This window comes from Streptomyces sp. NPDC045968, from assembly GCF_056430475.1.
In genome coordinates this window covers 569,194-584,842 of the sequence record NZ_JBWKLF010000002.1, presented here as the reverse complement: position 1 = coordinate 584,842, position 15,649 = coordinate 569,194, and the positions used below count along the sequence as shown (strand labels likewise).

Here is a 15,649-nt window from a genome sequence, read left to right as displayed (position 1 = left end):
GACATGAAGCAGCGATCCGTACTCGTCGTCCTCTTCGACGGCGTCCAGAGCCTCGACGTCACCGGCCCGATGGAGGTATTCGCCGGTGCCGCCCGGTTCCCCGGCGTCTCGTACGAGCTGCGCACCGCCTCCCTGGACGGCTCCCCGGTCCGCAGCTCCAGCGGACTCACCCTCGTCCCCGACAGCACGCTCGCCGATGCCGGGGAGCCCCATACGCTCCTCGTCCCCGGCGGCCAGGGCACGCGCGCCCCCGATCCCGCGCTGATCGACTGGCTCCGCGACCGCGCCTCGCACGCCGACCGGCTCGTCTCCGTGTGCACCGGCGCGCTGCTGCTGGCCGGGGCGGGACTGCTGGACGGCCACCGCGTCACGACGCACTGGGCGGTCTGCGAGCATCTGGCCCGCACCTGCCCCGCCGTCGAGGTCGACCCGGACCCGATCTTCGTACGGGACGGGAAGCTGGCGACCTCCGCCGGTGTCACGGCCGGCATCGATCTCGCGCTCGCGCTGGTCGAGGAGGACCACGGCCGTGAGGTGGCGCTCACCGTGGCCCGTCATCTCGTCGTCTTCCTGCGGCGGCCCGGGAACCAGGCCCAGTTCAGCGCCCAGCTCACCGCCCAGACGGCCCGCCGTGAACCCTTGCGGGACGTCCAGCACTGGATCACGGAGCACCCCGAGGACGACCTCTCCGTGGAAGCGCTCGCCGCCCGCGCCGGGCTCTCGCCCCGGCACTTCGCCCGCGCCTTCCACGCGGAGACCGGTATGACACCGGGCCGCTATGTCGACCGCGTACGCCTCGAACAGGCCCGCCGGCTGCTGGAGGACACCACGGACGGGGTCACCCGGATCTCGCGGTCCAGCGGCTACGGCACCCCGGAGGCGATGCGCCGCGCCTTCGTCAAGGCACTGGGCACGGCGCCCGCCGAGTACCGGCGACGCTTCCGCCCCTCCCACCCGCCGTCCTGACCAGCAGGACGCAGACCGACAGGAATCACCGTGCAGATCGCCATCGTGCTCTTCGACCGTTTCACCGCACTCGACGCCGTCGGCCCGTACGAGATGCTGAGCCGCAGCCCGGGCGCCGAGACGGTCTTCGTCGCCGAGCGGACCGGCCCCGTCCGCAACGACAGCGGAAGCCTCTCGCTCGTCGCCGACCGGACGCTCGCCGACGTGCCGTCGCCGGACGTCGTGATCGTGCCCGGCGGCCCCGGCCAGAGCGACCAGATGGAGAACGAGGCGCTCCTCGGCTGGCTGCGCTCGGCCGACGCCACCAGCACCTGGACGACCTCCGTGTGCACCGGCTCGCTGCTGCTGGCCGCCGCCGGACTGCTGACCGGCAGGCGCGCCACCTCGCACTGGCTCGCCCTCGACGTCCTGAAGGGGTACGGCGTCGAGCCGACCGGCGAACGGGTCGTCACCGACGGCAAGTACGTGACGGCCGCGGGTGTCTCGTCCGGCATCGACATGGGGCTGACCCTGCTCGGCCGGATCGCGGGCGACGAACATGCCCGGGCGGTCCAGCTCCTGACGGAGTACGACCCGCAGCCGCCGTACGACTGCGGATCGCCGGCCAAGGCCCCGGCGGCCCTGGTGGAGGAGTTCCGCACGAAGAGCCGCTTCATCCTCCAGTAGTCGCGCCGTCGGCGGGGCCGACGGGGCTCGTCGTCCAGGTGAAGACGGGCGCCCGCCGCTCCAGGAACGCGGCGACCCCCTCCGCGGTGTCGCCGCTGCGGCGCGCCTGTTCCGCCCAGTACGGGTCCCGGTCCTCGCGCCCCGAGGCGAACTCCTTCGCCGCCGCCTGCGTCAGCTGCGAGCGGGAGGCCAGGACGCGTGCGAAGGAATCGACCCGCTTGTCCAGTGCGCCGGCCGGCAGCACCTCGTCGACCAACCCGGTTCGCAGCGCCCGGTCCGCACCGATCAGCTCGCCCGAGAACAGGAGGAACTTCGCCGTGGCCGGCCCCACCAGCGCGACCAGCCGCCGCGTGGACGACGAGGGGTAGACGATGCCGAGCTTGGCCGGGGTGATGCCGAAGGAGGCGCCCTCCTCGGCGAACCGCAGATCGCAGGCGGCCGCCAGCTGGCTGCCGCCGCCCACACAGAACCCGCGCACGGCGGCGAGCGTCGGCCGGGGGAAGGCGGCCAGCGCCTCCTCGGCCGTCACCGCGAGGGTCTGCGGGCTGCCGCCCGGTTCCTGGAGGGAGGAGATGTCGGCTCCGGCGCAGAAGGTGTCACCGGCGCCCGTCAGCACGAGCGCACGCACCGCACGGTCGGCGGCCAGCCGCTCCAGCAGGGCGGGCAGCTCCCGCCACATGCCCGCCGTCATCGCGTTGCGCTTGGCGGGATTACTGATGACGACGGTGGCGATCCCGTCCACCACGGTGTGCTCCAGCCGGGGCTGATCCGTACGGTCCATGCGCCGGATGCTATCCGGACCGTTCGAACCTATGATCAAGAAGGGGCCGCGAAGTCACGCACGGTGAGGAGCTGTCGATGGCCGGTCCCACAGCCGGGGGCAAGAAGCTCAGCCGCAGTTTCAGCTGGCTCACCCTGCTCGGCGTCCTGCTCGTCATCGCCGGTCTGGTGGGTCTCGTCTACACGGGCGTGGCCACCCTGACCTCGATGCTGCTCTTCGGCTGGCTGCTGCTGATCGGCGGCCTCGTCGGACTGCTCCACGCGCTCCAGTCCAGAGGCACCAGCTTCTTCTGGCTCGGCGTGGTGGTCGCCGCACTGAACATCGCGGCCGGAGTCGTCGTGATCCGCCACCCGGAGGGCACCGCCGAGGCCCTGACCATGTTCGCCGCGCTGCTCTTCCTCACCGGTGGCGTGTTCCGTCTCGTGGGCAGCGTCGTCGTACGCGGCCCGCAGTTCGGGTGGACGCTGTTGCAGGGCGCGTTCGGCCTCCTGCTGGGGCTGCTGGTGCTCTTCGACTGGCCGCACAGCAGCCTCTACGTGCTCGGCTGTTTCTTCTCGCTCGCGCTGCTGTTCGACGGCCTCGGACTGATCGCGTTCGGAGTCGGCGGCCGGCGCATCGTCGGTATGGTCGAGGACCAGAGGGTGTCCGAGGCGAAGCTCGACAAGCCCGCGTCGGGCAAGGCATCAGAAGGCCGTCAGAAGCGGTCCAACAACTGACGCCGTCATACCCACTCGATCAAATGTCGTCGATAAGTGACTACTTGTCATCAGTGGCAGATGCGGACCAAGCGGTTCCCAACACTCTTTACTCGACGGTCAGTGATGTGCGAGTCGAGAGCGGGTACCCGATCATGGAGAGCCTCGGGAGTGTCCCGGCCCATACCGTGTCGTACGAGGGGGTGTGGCGTTTCACCGCCCCCGCGGTCGACGTCTCGGTGCCCCAGGCACGGCACGCCGTACGGGATCTGGTGAACCGCCAAGGTGTGCCCGTCGAGGACGACATCTTCCAGAGCCTGCTGCTGATCGTCTCGGAACTGGTCACCAACGCGGTGAAGCACGCGGCGCTCCTCTCGCCCGAGCTCGCCGTCGAGGTGGCCATCGGCGCCGAATGGATCAGAGTCTCGGTCGAGGACAACCATCCGTACCGCCCCACCGCCCTGGAGACCGACTACGCCCAGACGGGCGGGCGCGGGCTGCTCCTGGTCCGGGAGGTCACGGCCGAGGCCGGCGGCACCTGCGACGTCGAGCACACCGCGGGCGGCGGGAAGATCATCTGGGCGGCGCTGCCGTTGAAGACGCAGCTCTGACCGCCCCGTACGAACGGGCCGTCACCAGCCCGCGGACGGCCCCGTCAGCTCTCTGATCGCCGGTCGCGCGGCATCCAGCACGGTCATGAACCACGCCGAGAACGGCGCCTCCGCATGCCGCTCGGCCAGCTCCCGCGCGGTCACGAAGGCCGTCTCGCCGACCTCCTCCGCATCCGGGTTCAGCCGCTCCTGGGCCATGCCCACGAAGAGGTGGTTGAACTCCTGCTCCACCAGGCCCGATGCCGGGTCCGGGTGGTTGTAACGGACCGTGCCCGCCGCCGCGAGCAGCGAGGGCGAGATCCCCAGCTCCTCGAACGTGCGCCGGGCGGCGGCGGCGAAGGGCGCCTCGCCCGGATAGGGGTGGCCGCAGCAGGTGTTCGACCAGACGCCGGGGGAGTGGTACTTGCCGAGAGCACGGCGCTGGAGCAGCATCCGCCCCTGCTCGTCGAAGAGGAACACGGAGAACGCCCGGTGCAGCTGGCCGGGCGCCTGGTGGGCAGCGAGCTTCTCCGCGGTGCCGATGGTGGTGCCGCTCTCGTCGACCAGTTCGAGCATGATCGCTTCTGCAGTGCCGCTCGGCGAACTGTGCGCCGCGGTGGCTGGTGTGGTCGGCATACCCATCCTTCGCTTTGGTCCCCGGCCCCGTGCGCCGGGCCCCTGGAGTCCGGTCAAGTCTGCCGCACAAAAGCCGCTTGTCCGTACTTCGGCTCCGGGCATGTTCCCCTGCCGCGCCCTCGCGGCGCGGCAGGGGAACCCGGCCCCCGGCCGGAAGCGGAACGCCAGGCTCAGACTCCGAAGGCCGCCGGATACCGGATCATGCCCGTCGGCACGGGCACGGAATCATCGAGCACCAGCGCCATCATCGCCTCGTCGGGCACCTCGAAGCCGGGCCGGATGCCGAACCGCGACGCCGGTACGAAGCCGAACGCCCGGTAGTAGTCCGGGTGGCCGAGAACCAGGGCCAACGGCTCGCCCCGCAGCCGGGCCGCGTCCAGCACCGCCCGTACCACCGCCCGGCCCGCGCCCTGCCGTTGGTACGCGGGAGCGGTGGCCACCGGGGCCAGCGCGAGCGCCGGTGTGTCCCCGACCCGGCACCGGGTCAGCAGGGCGTACGCCACCACGGAACCGTCCGGCGCCTGCGCGACGTACGAGAGACCGGGCAGCCACGCCCCGGGGTCGTCGCGCAGCGCGTCGACGAGACGCGCCTCGTCGGCCGTCGGGAACGCCGCCGCGTTGACGGCGTGCACGGCGGCCCGGTCCGCCTCCGTCTCCGGCCGGGTCGGCCAGCGCGGATCTGCGGGGCGCAGCACATAGCCGGCGTACCCGTACTCAGCGCCGTGCTCACGCCGCATGGCCAGCTCCTCACGGGTGGACGCGAGCGCCCACTCCATACCCGGAGCCGAGGGATCGGCAGCTGCCACGTGCTCCGCGAGCGGGACGTAGTACTCGTCCCAGTCGCTCTCGGGCTGCACCAGCACCCCGAGCACATGGCACCCCGCGGCGACGGCCGCCGCCGTGTTCGCGGCCACCGGGCGCAGCGAACCGTGCCGCTCCCAGAAGGCGCGGGCTTCGTCGGTGGGCGCGTCCGTCGTCCAGACGCACTCGGTGATCACCAGCGAACCGCCCGGGGCGAGCAGCCGCTGCCAGTCCCGCAGCGCGGTGTCGAAGCCGATGGTGTACGCGGAACCCTCCGCCCAGACCAGATCGAAGGATCCGTCAGGGAAGTCGGGACCGGTGAGGTCGGCCATGTCGGCCCTGACCGTACGGATACGGCTCCCGAGCCCCCGGGACTCGGCGGCCTCGCGCAGCTCGTCGAGGAACGGCTCGTGCAGATCGACGGCCGTCACCTCGGCGCCCGCCTCCGCCGCGAGCAGCAGAGAGGCCCGGCCTGGGCCGCAGCCCAGATCGAGGACGCGCGGACGGACCGGCTGCGGGCCCGCGAGGGCGAGCAGCCGCCGGGTGGTGGCATCGGAGCCGGGGCTCTGCCGGGGAAGGTTGTGGTGCAGGGAGAAGAACGCCTCGTAACGCACGGCGGCGTCGGAGTGGTCGGTCAACGTGGGAAACCCTTGTGTGTGAGGGCTCCGGCCAACGCGGCGACGGATGAGTCGGGGAGTTAGCCGAGAACCCGGGAGACGAGAGAGGACCGCATGCTGCGCAGGGCAGCCGTCGCCGTGACCGTCATCAATCTCAGCTCCTCATTCACACAGGGTGTCGCACCGCGGGAGGACCCGCGGAACTCGGGGAACCCTAGCACCGGCCGCCCGCGGGCGTCAGAGGCAGAGCTTCGCCTCGTGCTCGGCATGCCCGGCCGGTTCCAGCTGGAAGGTGCAGTGCTCCACGTCGAAGTGATCGCCGAGACAGCCCTGGAGCTCGTGGAGGAGCTTCTCGTGCCCTATCGAGTCCAGCACCTCCTGGTGCACCACCACATGCGCGGAGAGGACCGGCATGCCCGAGGTGATCGTCCAGGCGTGCAGGTCGTGGACGTCCAGCACCCCGGGCAGCGCCGTGATGTGTGCCCGGACCTCGCCCATGTCGACGCCCTTGGGCGCCGCCTCCAGCAGGACGTTCAGGGTCTCCCGCAGCAGCTTCACCGTACGCGGCACGATCATGAGGCCGATGACCAGCGAGGCGATCGGGTCGGCGGCCTGCCAGCCGGTGGCCATGATGATCCCCGCCGACACCAGCACGGTGACCGAGCCGAGCGTGTCCGCCAGCACCTCCAGGTAGGCGCCCCGCACATTGAGGCTGTCCTTCTGCCCGCGCATCAGCAGGGACAGCGAGACGAGATTGGCGACCATACCCACGGCGGCGAAGGCGATGGCGAGCCCGCCCCTGGTCTCGGCGGGCGTGATGAAACGGTCGACCGCCTCGAAGACCAGATAGCCGCCGACGCCGAGCAGCAGCAGACAGTTGGCCAGCGCGGCGAGGATCTCGGCCCGCGCGAAGCCGAAGGTCCGGTTGAGGCCGGCCGGCTTGTTGGCGAAGTGGATGGCGAGCAGCGCCATGCCGAGCCCCAGCGCGTCGGTCGCCATGTGCGCGGCGTCCGCGATCAGGGCCAGCGAGTCGGAGAGCAGGCCACCGACGATCTCCATGACCATGACGCCGAGCGTGATGCCCAGGGCGATCCGCAGCCGCCCCTTGTACGCGGCGGCCGCCGTGCCCGTGGGCGGCGGACCGCCGTGCGTGTGCCCGTGATCGTGGCCAGCCCCCATGAAAACGCCTCCGGTCCGGTGGTGACGACACAGACGTGATCCGCCCGATGCAGCCCAGTCAACTACGGGTGGGGGGTATCGGGCAACACGGCACTGAACACCGTTGTCATATGCTCTGACCTGCGGAAACGTTCGCAGGTCAGAGCGGTGCGGGGATCTCGTACGGGGTCAGAGAACGCGCGCGCCGGGATGGCGCAGGCACCAGCCCTCCCAGGCTGACTCCACCATCTCGCGCACTCCGCGACGTGCGCTCCACCCCAGCTCCTGCGACATCCGGGCGGCCGAGGCGACGGCCCTGGCGGCGTCACCGGCCCGGCGCGGCTCGACGAGGGGAGGCACCGGGCGCCCGGTGACCTCGCCCACCAGATCGGCCAGCTCGCGCACCGAGACGCCTTCGCCCCGGCCCACGTTCACCGTCAGGTCCCCCGCACCCGTCTCCTTCTCCAGCTTCCGGGCGACCGCGAGATGCGCGTCGGCGAGATCGGCGACGTGGATGTAGTCCCGGACGCAGGTGCCGTCCGGCGTCGGATAGTCGTCGCCGAAGATCCGGGGGGCCTCCCCGCGCGTCAGCCGGTCGAAGAACATCGGGACGACATTGAAGACACCGGTGTCCGCCAGCTCGGGCCGGGCCGCGCCCGCCACGTTGAAGTAGCGCAGACAGGCGGTCGATAGGGAGTGCGCCCGCCCCGTCGCGCGCACCAGCCACTCGCCGGCGAGCTTCGTCTCCCCGTAGGGGTTGATGGGGGCGCACGGGGTGTCCTCGGTGATGAGATCCACATCCGGGACGCCGTAGACGGCCGCGGACGAGGAGAAGAGGAAGCGCCGCACACCGGCGGCGACCACGGCTTCGAGCAGTACGGCCAGCCCGGCGACGTTCTCCCGGTAGTAGAGCAGCGGCTGTTCCACGGACTGCCCCACCTGCTTCTTCGCCGCGAGGTGCACCACACCGGTCACCGCGTGCTCGGCGAGTACCTGGTCGAGCAGCGTGCGGTCCGATGCCGAGCCCCGCACGAGCGTGATGTCCGCGGGCAGCCGCCCCGGCATGCCCGTCGAAATGTCGTCGAGGACGACGACCCGCTCCCCGGCCGAGGCCATGGCCTTCGCCACATGCGCCCCGATGTAACCCGCTCCGCCTGTGATCAACCACGTCATGGGCGTCAGTTTAGGCGCTGCCCCCACCGCGGTTTGTGGGCCGAGGTGTTGATCGACGATGATGATCGCGAACGGCGCCGGATAGTGCCCGACCGTCCCGAACAGGGCTTGAACGGGCGGTGAACTCGGCCTTCCGTTCATCCGATAGCCTCAGCCGACGCGCCGCGGGCCCACCTCAGGGCCGCACTGTCGCGCGCCGTTTCCGTCAGCGCCAAGGAGTGAGTTCGTCTGTCGACCGCCATCCTCACCGGAGCGCCGGTACCCGGATCGTCGCTCGAGGACGATCTGCGGTCACTGGGCTTCGACGTACGGGCCGCCAACGACGCGACCGAGGCCGCCGAACTGCTCGCCGCGGTTCCGGCCGGCGGACGCGTCGCGCTGGTCGACCCCCGGTTCGTCGGTCACGTCCACGCCCTGCGCCTCGGACTGACCGACCCCCGTTTCGCCGCCGCCACCGTCCCTGGCGCGCTCACCGCGCAGCCCGAGGCCCGGGCGGCACTGGTGCGGGCCCTGAACAGGACCGTGGCCGCGGTCGGCGCGGGGAACCCCGTCGGGCCCGCTCCCGCGGACCCGGACACCGAGGACCGTACGGTCCCGGGCCGCCTCGCCGTGGCCCTGGAGACCGACGGCACCCCGGTGCAGCGCCCCGAGCTCGGGTCGCTCACGGCCGCCGTGCCCACCGGCCCCGATGCGCGCGCCGCCGCGCAGGGAGCGGTCGCAGCGGTCGACGACGAGGCGGTGCGGCTGCGCAGTGCGGTGAAGGCCCACGACGGCTTCGTCACCACCTTCTTCATCAGTCCCTACTCCCGCTACATCGCCCGCTGGTGCGCGCGGCGCGGGTTCACCCCGAACCAGGTCACCACCGCCTCGCTGATCACCGCGCTCATCGCGGCGGGCAGCGCGGCGACCGGCACCCGCGGCGGCTATGTCGCCGCCGGGGTGCTGCTGCTCCTCTCCTTCGTCCTGGACTGCACGGACGGCCAGCTCGCCCGCTACTCGTTGCAGTACTCGACGATGGGTGCCTGGCTGGACGCCACGTTCGACCGGGCCAAGGAGTACGCGTACTACGCGGGCCTCGCGCTCGGAGCGGCCCGGGGCGGCGACGACGTATGGGTCCTCGCGCTCGGCGCGATGGTGCTCCAGGCCTGCCGCCACATCGTCGACTTCTCGTTCAACGAGGCCAATCACGACGCGGTCTCCAACACGAGCCCCACGGCGGCCCTCTCCGACCGGCTCGACAGCGTCGGCTGGACGGTCTGGCTGCGGCGGATGATAGTGCTGCCGATCGGCGAGCGCTGGGCCATGATCGCCGTACTGACCGCGGTGACCAGCCCCCGGATCGTCTTCTACGCCCTGCTCGTCGGCTGCTCCCTGGCCGCCTGCTACACCACGGCCGGCCGTCTGCTGCGCTCGCTGACCCGCAAGGCGCGGCGTACCGACCGGGCGGCCCGGGCGCTCGCGGACCTCGCCGACTCCGGGCCGCTCGCGCGGGCCGTCGCCGCCGTGAGCCCGCGGCCGCGCGGCGGCTTCACGGCCCCGCTGGTGGCGCTCACCGGCGCCGCGGCGGTCGTCGCGGCGGCCCTCTTCCTGCCGTACGGCGGCTGGCTGACCGTCGCCGCCGCCGCGCTCTACGCGGTGCTCTCCGGGATCGCGGTGTCGCGCCCGCTCAAGGGTGCGCTCGACTGGCTCGTCCCCCCGGTCTTCAGGGCCGCGGAGTACTGCACCGTCCTCGTGCTGGCGGCCCGCAGTGACGTCCCGCACGCCGTTCCCGCGGCTTTCGGGCTGGTCTCGGCCGTCGCCTACCATCACTACGACACGGTGTACCGCATTCGCGGCGGCACCGGCGCGCCGCCCCAGTGGCTGGTGCGGACGATCGGTGGACACGAGGGCCGGACCGTTGTGGTGGCCGTGTTCGCCGCCGTACTGACTCAGCATTCAGGTTTCACCACGGCACTCACCGCACTCGCGGTGGCCGTGGCTCTGGTGGTGCTCGTGGAGTCCATCCGCTTCTGGGTGTCCTCCTCGGCCCCCGCCGTACACGACGAAGGAGAACTCGCATGATCGGCCTCGTACTGGCAGCCGGTGCAGGACGACGTCTGCGCCCGTACACGGACACGCTCCCCAAGGCGCTCGTCCCTGTCGACGGTGACACGACGGTCCTCGACCTCACGCTCGCCAACTTCGCCGAGGTCGGACTCACCGAGGTCGCGATCGTGGTCGGCTACCGCAAGGAAGCCGTCTACGCCCGCAAGGCGGAGCTCGAGGCGAAGTACGGCGTGACGCTCACGCTGATCGACAACGACAAGGCCGAGGAGTGGAACAACGCCTACTCCCTCTGGTGCGCCCGTGAGGTCCTCAAGCAGGGCGTCATCCTCGCCAACGGCGACACCGTGCACCCCGTCTCCGTCGAGAAGACCCTCCTGGACGCCCGCGGCAAGGGCCAGAAGATCATCCTCGCCCTCGACACGGTGAAGAGCCTCGCCGACGAGGAGATGAAGGTCATCACCGAGGGCGACAAGGGTGTCCGCCGCATCACCAAGCTGATGGACCCGGCCACCGCGACCGGCGAGTACATCGGCGTCACGCTCATCGAGCCGGAGGCCGCCGAAGAGCTGGCCGACGCGCTGAAGACCACGTTCGAGCGTGACCCGGACCTCTACTACGAGGACGGCTACCAGGAGCTCGTCAACCGCGGCTTCACCGTCGACGTGGCCCCCATCGGCGAAGTGACCTGGGTCGAGATCGACAACCACGAGGACCTCGCGAAGGGCCGGGAGATCGCGTGCCAGTACTGACCCGGCTCATTCCGTCCCCGGTCGTCGTCGACATCAGCCGGGGGGCGATAGGGGACCTGGCAGGTCTCCTCGCTGACCAGCGGATCTCCTCCTCCGGCAAGCTCGCCTTCGCCGTCAGCGACGGCTCGGGACAGAAGCTCCGGGAGAAGCTGTCACCCCTCCTTCCGGGCGCCGACTGGTACTCGGTGACCGACGGCACCATCGACTCCGCCGTGAAGCTCGCCGACGGCATCAAGGGCAAGCGGTACGACGCCGTGGTCGGCCTCGGCGGCGGCAAGATCCTCGACGTGACGAAGTACGCCGCGGCCCGGGTCGGTCTGCCGATGGTGGCTGTCGCGACGAACCTCTCGCACGACGGCATCTGCTCCCCGGTGTCCACCCTGGACAACGACAACGGACGCGGCTCCTACGGAGTCCCCACGCCCATCGCCATGGTCATCGACCTCGATGTGATCCGTGCCGCCCCCGTCCGTTTCGTCCGTTCCGGTGTCGGTGACGCGATCTCCAACATCTCCGCGATCGCCGACTGGGAGCTCTCGCGCCAGGTCACCGGCGAAGCGGTCGACGGCCTGGCCGCCGCCATGGCCCGTACCGCCGGTGAAGCCGTGCTCCGCCACCCCGGTGGCGTCGGCGACGACGAGTTCCTCACGGTCCTCGCCGAAGGGCTCGTCCTCTCCGGTATCGCGATGTCGATCAGCGGCGACACCCGCCCCTCGTCCGGCGCGTGCCACGAGATCAGCCACGCCTTCGACCTGCTCTTCCCCAAGCGCGCGGCGAGCCACGGCGAGCAGGTCGGCCTCGGCGCCGCCTTCGCGATGCATCTGCGCGGGGCGGCCGAGGAGTCCGGTCTCTTCGCCGAAGTGCTGCGCAGGCACGGGCTGCCCGTACTGCCGCACGAGATCGGCTTCAGCGCCGAGGAGTTCGTGCAGGCCGTCGAGTACGCCCCGCAGACGCGTCCGGGACGCTTCACCATCCTGGAACACCTCAACCTCTCCACCGACCAGATCAAGGACGCATACGCCGACTATGCAAAAGCCATCGGTAGCTGAGCTCCGACCGGTCGTCCACCCCCCGGGTGTGAAGGACCGGCGCAGCGGCGAGCACTGGGCAGGCCGTCTCTACATGCGCGAGGTGTCCCTGCGCATCGACCGGCACCTGGTGAACACCAGGGTCACGCCCAACCAGCTGACCTACGTGATGACCGTCGCGGGCGCCCTCGCCGCTCCGGCGCTGCTCGTCCCGGGCATCACGGGCGCCCTGCTCGGCGTGCTGATGGTCCAGCTGTATCTGCTGCTCGACTGTGTCGACGGTGAGGTCGCCCGCTGGAAGAAGCAGTACTCGCTCGCCGGGGTCTACCTGGACCGGGTCGCCGCCTACCTGTGCGACGCCGCGGTCCTGGTCGGCTTCGGTCTGCGCGCCGCCGACCTGTGGGGCGAGGGACGGATCGACTGGCTGTGGGCCTTCCTCGGCACCCTGGCCGCGCTCGGCGCGATCCTGATCAAGGCCGAGACCGACCTCGTCGGTGTCGCCCGCCACCAGAGCGGGAAGCCGCCGGTGCAGGAGTCGGCTTCCGAGCCGCGCTCCTCCGGCATGGCGCTGGCCCGCAGGGCCGCCGCCGCGCTGAAGTTCCACCGCCTGGTCCTCGGGGTCGAGGCGTCGCTGCTGATCCTGGCCGCGGCGATCGCGGACAGCATCAGGGGTGACCTGTTCTTCTCGCGGCTCGGCGTCGCCGTCCTGGCCGGGATCGCGCTCCTGCAGACACTGCTCCACCTGGTGTCCGTGCTCGCGTCCAGCAGGCTGAAGTGAGTCTTCCCATGAAACTCGGCGCAGTCGTCATCACGATGGGTAACCGGCCGGCCGAGTTGCGTGCCCTCCTCGATTCGGTCGCCCGGCAGGACGGCGACCGGATCGAGGTGGTGGTCGTTGGCAACGGCGCGCCCGTGCCGGACGTGCCCGCGGGGGTACGGACGGTGGAACTGCCCGAGAACCTCGGCATCCCCGGCGGCCGCAACGTCGGCATCGAGGCGTTCGGCCCGTCCGGCGCCGACGTCGACGCCCTGCTCTTCCTGGACGACGACGGGCTCCTCCCGAACACCGACACCGCCGAGCTCTGCCGGCAGGCGTTCGCCGCGGACGACAGGCTGGGCATCGTCACGTTCCGGATCGCCGACCCGGAGACCGGGGCCACCCAGCGCCGGCACGTTCCCCGGCTCCGCGCGTCCGACCCGATGCGCTCGTCCCGGGTGACGACCTTCCTCGGCGGCGCCAACGCCGTACGCACCCAGGTCCTCGCGGAGGTCGGCGGGCTGCCCGACGACTTCTTCTACGCCCACGAGGAGACCGATCTGGCCTGGCGGGCACTGAACGCCGGCTGGATGATCGACTACCGCGCGGACATGGTGCTGAACCACCCGACCACCGCTCCATCGCGGCACGCCGTGTACCACCGTATGGTGGCCCGGAACAGGGTCTGGCTGGCACGCCGTAACCTCCCCGCGCCCCTGGTTCCCGTCTACGTCGGCGTCTGGCTGCTGCTGACCCTGCTCCGCAGGCCGTCCGGTCCCGCACTCAAGGCATGGTTCGGCGGCTTCCGGGAAGGCTGGGCAACGCCCTGCGGACCTCGACGCCCGATGAAGTGGCGTACGGTGTGGCGGCTGACCAGACTGGGCCGCCCTCCCGTGATCTGAGAAGCTCGTCTCTGAGAGCATGAGGCGTACTTTCTTTTTCTTTCCGGGACCTGTCCGCCTGAGCCGCGCCCGCGACTGGCTGCGCAACGTGAAGACGAGAGTTTCAACTTGTGAGTGACACAACCCATGACGGCTCGGTCGCGCTGAGCGCCCAGCCGTCCGCCGACGAGGGCCTCAGCGCGGCCCAGGTGGCCGACAAGTACGGCCTGACGGTGAGCGGCGCCCGGCCGGGGCTGACCCAGTACATCCGGCAGCTCTGGGGCCGGCGCCACTTCATCATGGCGTTCTCCCGGGCGAAGCTGACGGCGCAGTACAGCCAGGCCAAACTCGGCCAGCTGTGGCAGGTGGCGACACCGCTGCTGAACGCCATGGTCTACTACCTGATCTTCGGGCTGATCCTGGGGACCAGGAAGGGAATGACCCAGGAGGTCTTCATCCCGTTCCTGGTGACCGGCGTCTTCGTGTTCACCTTCACGCAGAGCTCGGTCATGGCGGGGGTCCGCTCCATCTCCGGCAACCTCGGACTGGTCCGGGCGCTGCACTTCCCCCGCGCCTCCCTGCCCATCTCCTTCTCGCTCCAGCAGCTCCAGCAGCTGATGTTCTCGATGATCGTGCTGGTGGCCGTGGCCGTGGGCTTCGGCAGCTATCCGACGCTCTCCTGGCTGCTGGTCCTGCCCGCGCTGGTCATGCAGTTCTTCTTCAACACGGGTCTGGCGCTCGTCATGGCCAGGATGGGCAGCAAGACGCCCGACCTGGCCCAGCTCATGCCGTTCGTGATGCGGACGTGGATGTACGCGTCGGGTGTCATGTTCTCCATCCCGGTGATGCTCGCGGACAAGCCGCAGTGGATCGCCGACGTGCTCCAGTACAACCCGGCGGCCATCTACATGGACCTGGTGCGCTTCGCGCTCATCGACGGTTACGGCTCCGAGAACCTGCCGCAGCACGTCTGGGCGGTCGGGCTCGCCTGGGCGCTCTTCGTGGGCGTCGCGGGCTTCGTGTACTTCTGGAAGGCAGAGGAACGGTACGGCCGTGGCTGAGGACAAGATCCAGGGGAAGATCCCCACCGTCATCGCCGACGACGTGCACATCGTGTACCGCGTCAACGGTGCGGGCGGGGGCAAGGGCAGCGCCACCGCGGCACTGAGCCGGATAGTGCGCCGCGGCAAGGGCGAGTCGCGCGGCGTCCGCAAGGTCCACGCCGTGCGCGGCGTCACCTTCACCGCGTACCGCGGCGAGGCGATCGGCCTCATCGGGACCAACGGCTCGGGCAAGTCGACCCTGCTCCGGGCCATCGCCGGACTCCTTCCCACGGAGCACGGCAAGGTCTACACCGACGGCCAGCCCTCGCTGCTCGGTGTGAACGCGGCGCTGATGAGCGATCTCACCGGTGAGCGCAACGTCGTCCTCGGTGGCCTGGCCATGGGGATGAGCCGCGAGGAGATCCGCTCGCGCTACGACGAGATCGTCGAATTCTCCGGGATCAACGAGAAGGGCGACTTCATCACGCTGCCGATGCGGACGTACTCCTCCGGTATGGCCGCCCGGCTGCGCTTCTCGATCGCCGCCGCCAAGAACCACGACGTCCTCATGATCGACGAGGCGCTGGCCACCGGTGACCGCAAGTTCCGCATCCGCTCCGAGGAGCGCATCCGCGAACTCCGCAAGGAAGCGGGCACCGTCTTCCTCGTCAGCCACAACAACAAGTCGATCAGGGACACCTGCGACCGTGTGCTGTGGCTGGAGAAGGGCGAACTCCTGATGGACGGGCCCACCGAAGAGGTCCTGAAGGCGTACGAGCGGGAGACCAGCAAGTAGTCGCCCCGCCGTTCCTGTGGCCTCCGCCCGAGCACGCCGGGCGGAGGCCACAGCGGTGTACGGGGCCCGCGGTACGGCGCGGAACCGATCTCCTCCCGTCGGATGACGTCAATTCGCCTGGCGCCGGGGAAGGTTGGCTGAGATTGCGGTTTCGCGGCAACGCGCCGACACACCCCGCCGGGGGCGTGTGAGCTGTACAACGTAAGCTGTAGCGGTGCTGATTCGTGGCAAGTAGGGCGATACGGCCCAGGGCAAGCCGCCCTGCT

Annotated in this window: 16 protein-coding genes; 11 read left to right on the top strand and 5 right to left on the bottom strand. The window is 70.5% G+C overall.

What is annotated here, in order from left to right; all coding sequences use genetic code 11:
- Positions 1-3: 3 nt before the first annotated feature.
- On the top strand, positions 4-966 hold the full coding sequence (locus AC07FA_RS08250) for a GlxA family transcriptional regulator (RefSeq protein WP_479073949.1): 963 nt from the start codon (positions 4-6) through the stop codon (positions 964-966).
- 30 nt (positions 967-996) lie between these two features.
- Positions 997-1,632 (top strand): DJ-1/PfpI family protein, encoded by a 636-nt coding sequence (locus AC07FA_RS08245; protein ID WP_479073947.1) that lies wholly within the window; start codon positions 997-999, stop codon positions 1,630-1,632.
- On the opposite strand, the gene AC07FA_RS08240 is transcribed toward AC07FA_RS08245, so the two are convergent.
- Positions 1,619-2,413 (bottom strand): enoyl-CoA hydratase/isomerase family protein, encoded by a 795-nt coding sequence (locus tag AC07FA_RS08240; protein ID WP_479073946.1) that lies wholly within the window; start codon positions 2,411-2,413, stop codon positions 1,619-1,621. The genes AC07FA_RS08245 and AC07FA_RS08240 overlap by 14 nt on opposite strands.
- Positions 2,414-2,490: 77 nt before the next feature.
- On the opposite strand from AC07FA_RS08240, the gene AC07FA_RS08235 reads away from it, so the two are divergent.
- Both AC07FA_RS08235 and AC07FA_RS08230 read left to right on the top strand, forming a co-directional pair.
- Positions 2,491-3,129, top strand: coding sequence for an HdeD family acid-resistance protein (locus tag AC07FA_RS08235; RefSeq protein ID WP_479073944.1), 639 nt, complete (start codon positions 2,491-2,493; stop codon positions 3,127-3,129).
- Between the two features lie 134 nt (positions 3,130-3,263).
- Positions 3,264-3,719, top strand: a complete 456-nt coding sequence (locus AC07FA_RS08230; RefSeq protein ID WP_479074259.1) for an ATP-binding protein — start codon at positions 3,264-3,266, stop codon at positions 3,717-3,719.
- A 21-nt stretch (positions 3,720-3,740) separates the two neighbouring features.
- Here the strand turns inward: AC07FA_RS08230 and idi are convergent, their stop codons facing one another.
- The 4 genes from idi to galE all read right to left on the bottom strand — a co-directional run bounded on the left by idi (position 3,741) and on the right by galE (position 8,083).
- Positions 3,741-4,334 (bottom strand): isopentenyl-diphosphate Delta-isomerase, encoded by a 594-nt coding sequence (gene idi / locus AC07FA_RS08225; protein WP_479073942.1) that lies wholly within the window; start codon positions 4,332-4,334, stop codon positions 3,741-3,743.
- Between the two features lie 170 nt (positions 4,335-4,504).
- Entirely contained in the window at positions 4,505-5,773 is a 1,269-nt protein-coding gene (locus AC07FA_RS08220) for a GNAT family N-acetyltransferase (protein WP_479073941.1), read from the bottom strand.
- Between the two features lie 216 nt (positions 5,774-5,989).
- Positions 5,990-6,931: a cation diffusion facilitator family transporter gene (locus tag AC07FA_RS08215; protein WP_479073940.1), complete on the bottom strand. Its 942-nt coding sequence runs from the start codon at positions 6,929-6,931 to the stop codon at positions 5,990-5,992.
- A 168-nt stretch (positions 6,932-7,099) separates the two neighbouring features.
- Entirely contained in the window at positions 7,100-8,083 is a 984-nt protein-coding gene (gene galE, locus AC07FA_RS08210; RefSeq protein ID WP_479073939.1) for a UDP-glucose 4-epimerase GalE, read from the bottom strand.
- A gap of 378 nt (positions 8,084-8,461) precedes the next feature.
- On the opposite strand from galE, the gene AC07FA_RS08205 reads away from it, so the two are divergent.
- The 7 genes from AC07FA_RS08205 to AC07FA_RS08175 all read left to right on the top strand — a co-directional run bounded on the left by AC07FA_RS08205 (position 8,462) and on the right by AC07FA_RS08175 (position 15,383).
- A complete protein-coding gene (locus tag AC07FA_RS08205) occupies positions 8,462-10,144 on the top strand; it encodes a DUF5941 domain-containing protein (protein ID WP_479074258.1) in 1,683 nt (560 codons plus the stop codon).
- Complete coding sequence (locus AC07FA_RS08200; protein ID WP_479073938.1) at positions 10,141-10,878, top strand: phosphocholine cytidylyltransferase family protein; 738 nt, start codon at positions 10,141-10,143, stop codon at positions 10,876-10,878. Before AC07FA_RS08205 ends, AC07FA_RS08200 begins: the two co-directional genes overlap by 4 nt.
- Entirely contained in the window at positions 10,866-11,927 is a 1,062-nt protein-coding gene (locus AC07FA_RS08195; protein ID WP_479073936.1) for an iron-containing alcohol dehydrogenase family protein, read from the top strand. The genes AC07FA_RS08200 and AC07FA_RS08195 overlap by 13 nt, the downstream gene beginning before the upstream one ends.
- Positions 11,905-12,684, top strand: a complete 780-nt coding sequence (locus AC07FA_RS08190; protein ID WP_479073935.1) for a CDP-alcohol phosphatidyltransferase family protein — start codon at positions 11,905-11,907, stop codon at positions 12,682-12,684. Before AC07FA_RS08195 ends, AC07FA_RS08190 begins: the two co-directional genes overlap by 23 nt.
- A gap of 8 nt (positions 12,685-12,692) precedes the next feature.
- On the top strand, positions 12,693-13,565 hold the full coding sequence (locus tag AC07FA_RS08185) for a glycosyltransferase family 2 protein (protein WP_479073934.1): 873 nt from the start codon (positions 12,693-12,695) through the stop codon (positions 13,563-13,565).
- 110 nt (positions 13,566-13,675) lie between these two features.
- A complete protein-coding gene (locus AC07FA_RS08180) occupies positions 13,676-14,605 on the top strand; it encodes an ABC transporter permease (RefSeq protein ID WP_479073933.1) in 930 nt (309 codons plus the stop codon).
- Positions 14,598-15,383, top strand: a complete 786-nt coding sequence (locus AC07FA_RS08175) for an ABC transporter ATP-binding protein (protein ID WP_479073931.1) — start codon at positions 14,598-14,600, stop codon at positions 15,381-15,383. Before AC07FA_RS08180 ends, AC07FA_RS08175 begins: the two co-directional genes overlap by 8 nt.
- Positions 15,384-15,649 lie beyond the last annotated feature (266 nt).

What these genes read in the sequence shown, in the direction of transcription:
- AC07FA_RS08250 (WP_479073949.1), top strand. Translation starts at nt 4, where the DNA reads ATGAAGCAGCGATCCGTACTCGTCGTCCTCTTCGACGGCGTCCAGAGC.
- AC07FA_RS08240 (WP_479073946.1), bottom strand. Translation starts at nt 2,413, where the DNA reads ATGGACCGTACGGATCAGCCCCGGCTGGAGCACACCGTGGTGGACGGG.
- AC07FA_RS08235 (WP_479073944.1), top strand. Translation starts at nt 2,491, where the DNA reads ATGGCCGGTCCCACAGCCGGGGGCAAGAAGCTCAGCCGCAGTTTCAGC.
- AC07FA_RS08230 (WP_479074259.1), top strand. Translation starts at nt 3,264, where the DNA reads ATGGAGAGCCTCGGGAGTGTCCCGGCCCATACCGTGTCGTACGAGGGG.
- idi (WP_479073942.1), bottom strand. Translation starts at nt 4,334, where the DNA reads ATGCCGACCACACCAGCCACCGCGGCGCACAGTTCGCCGAGCGGCACT.
- AC07FA_RS08215 (WP_479073940.1), bottom strand. Translation starts at nt 6,931, where the DNA reads ATGGGGGCTGGCCACGATCACGGGCACACGCACGGCGGTCCGCCGCCC.
- galE (WP_479073939.1), bottom strand. Translation starts at nt 8,083, where the DNA reads ATGACGTGGTTGATCACAGGCGGAGCGGGTTACATCGGGGCGCATGTG.
- AC07FA_RS08200 (WP_479073938.1), top strand. Translation starts at nt 10,141, where the DNA reads ATGATCGGCCTCGTACTGGCAGCCGGTGCAGGACGACGTCTGCGCCCG.
- AC07FA_RS08190 (WP_479073935.1), top strand. Translation starts at nt 11,905, where the DNA reads ATGCAAAAGCCATCGGTAGCTGAGCTCCGACCGGTCGTCCACCCCCCG.
- AC07FA_RS08185 (WP_479073934.1), top strand. Translation starts at nt 12,693, where the DNA reads ATGAAACTCGGCGCAGTCGTCATCACGATGGGTAACCGGCCGGCCGAG.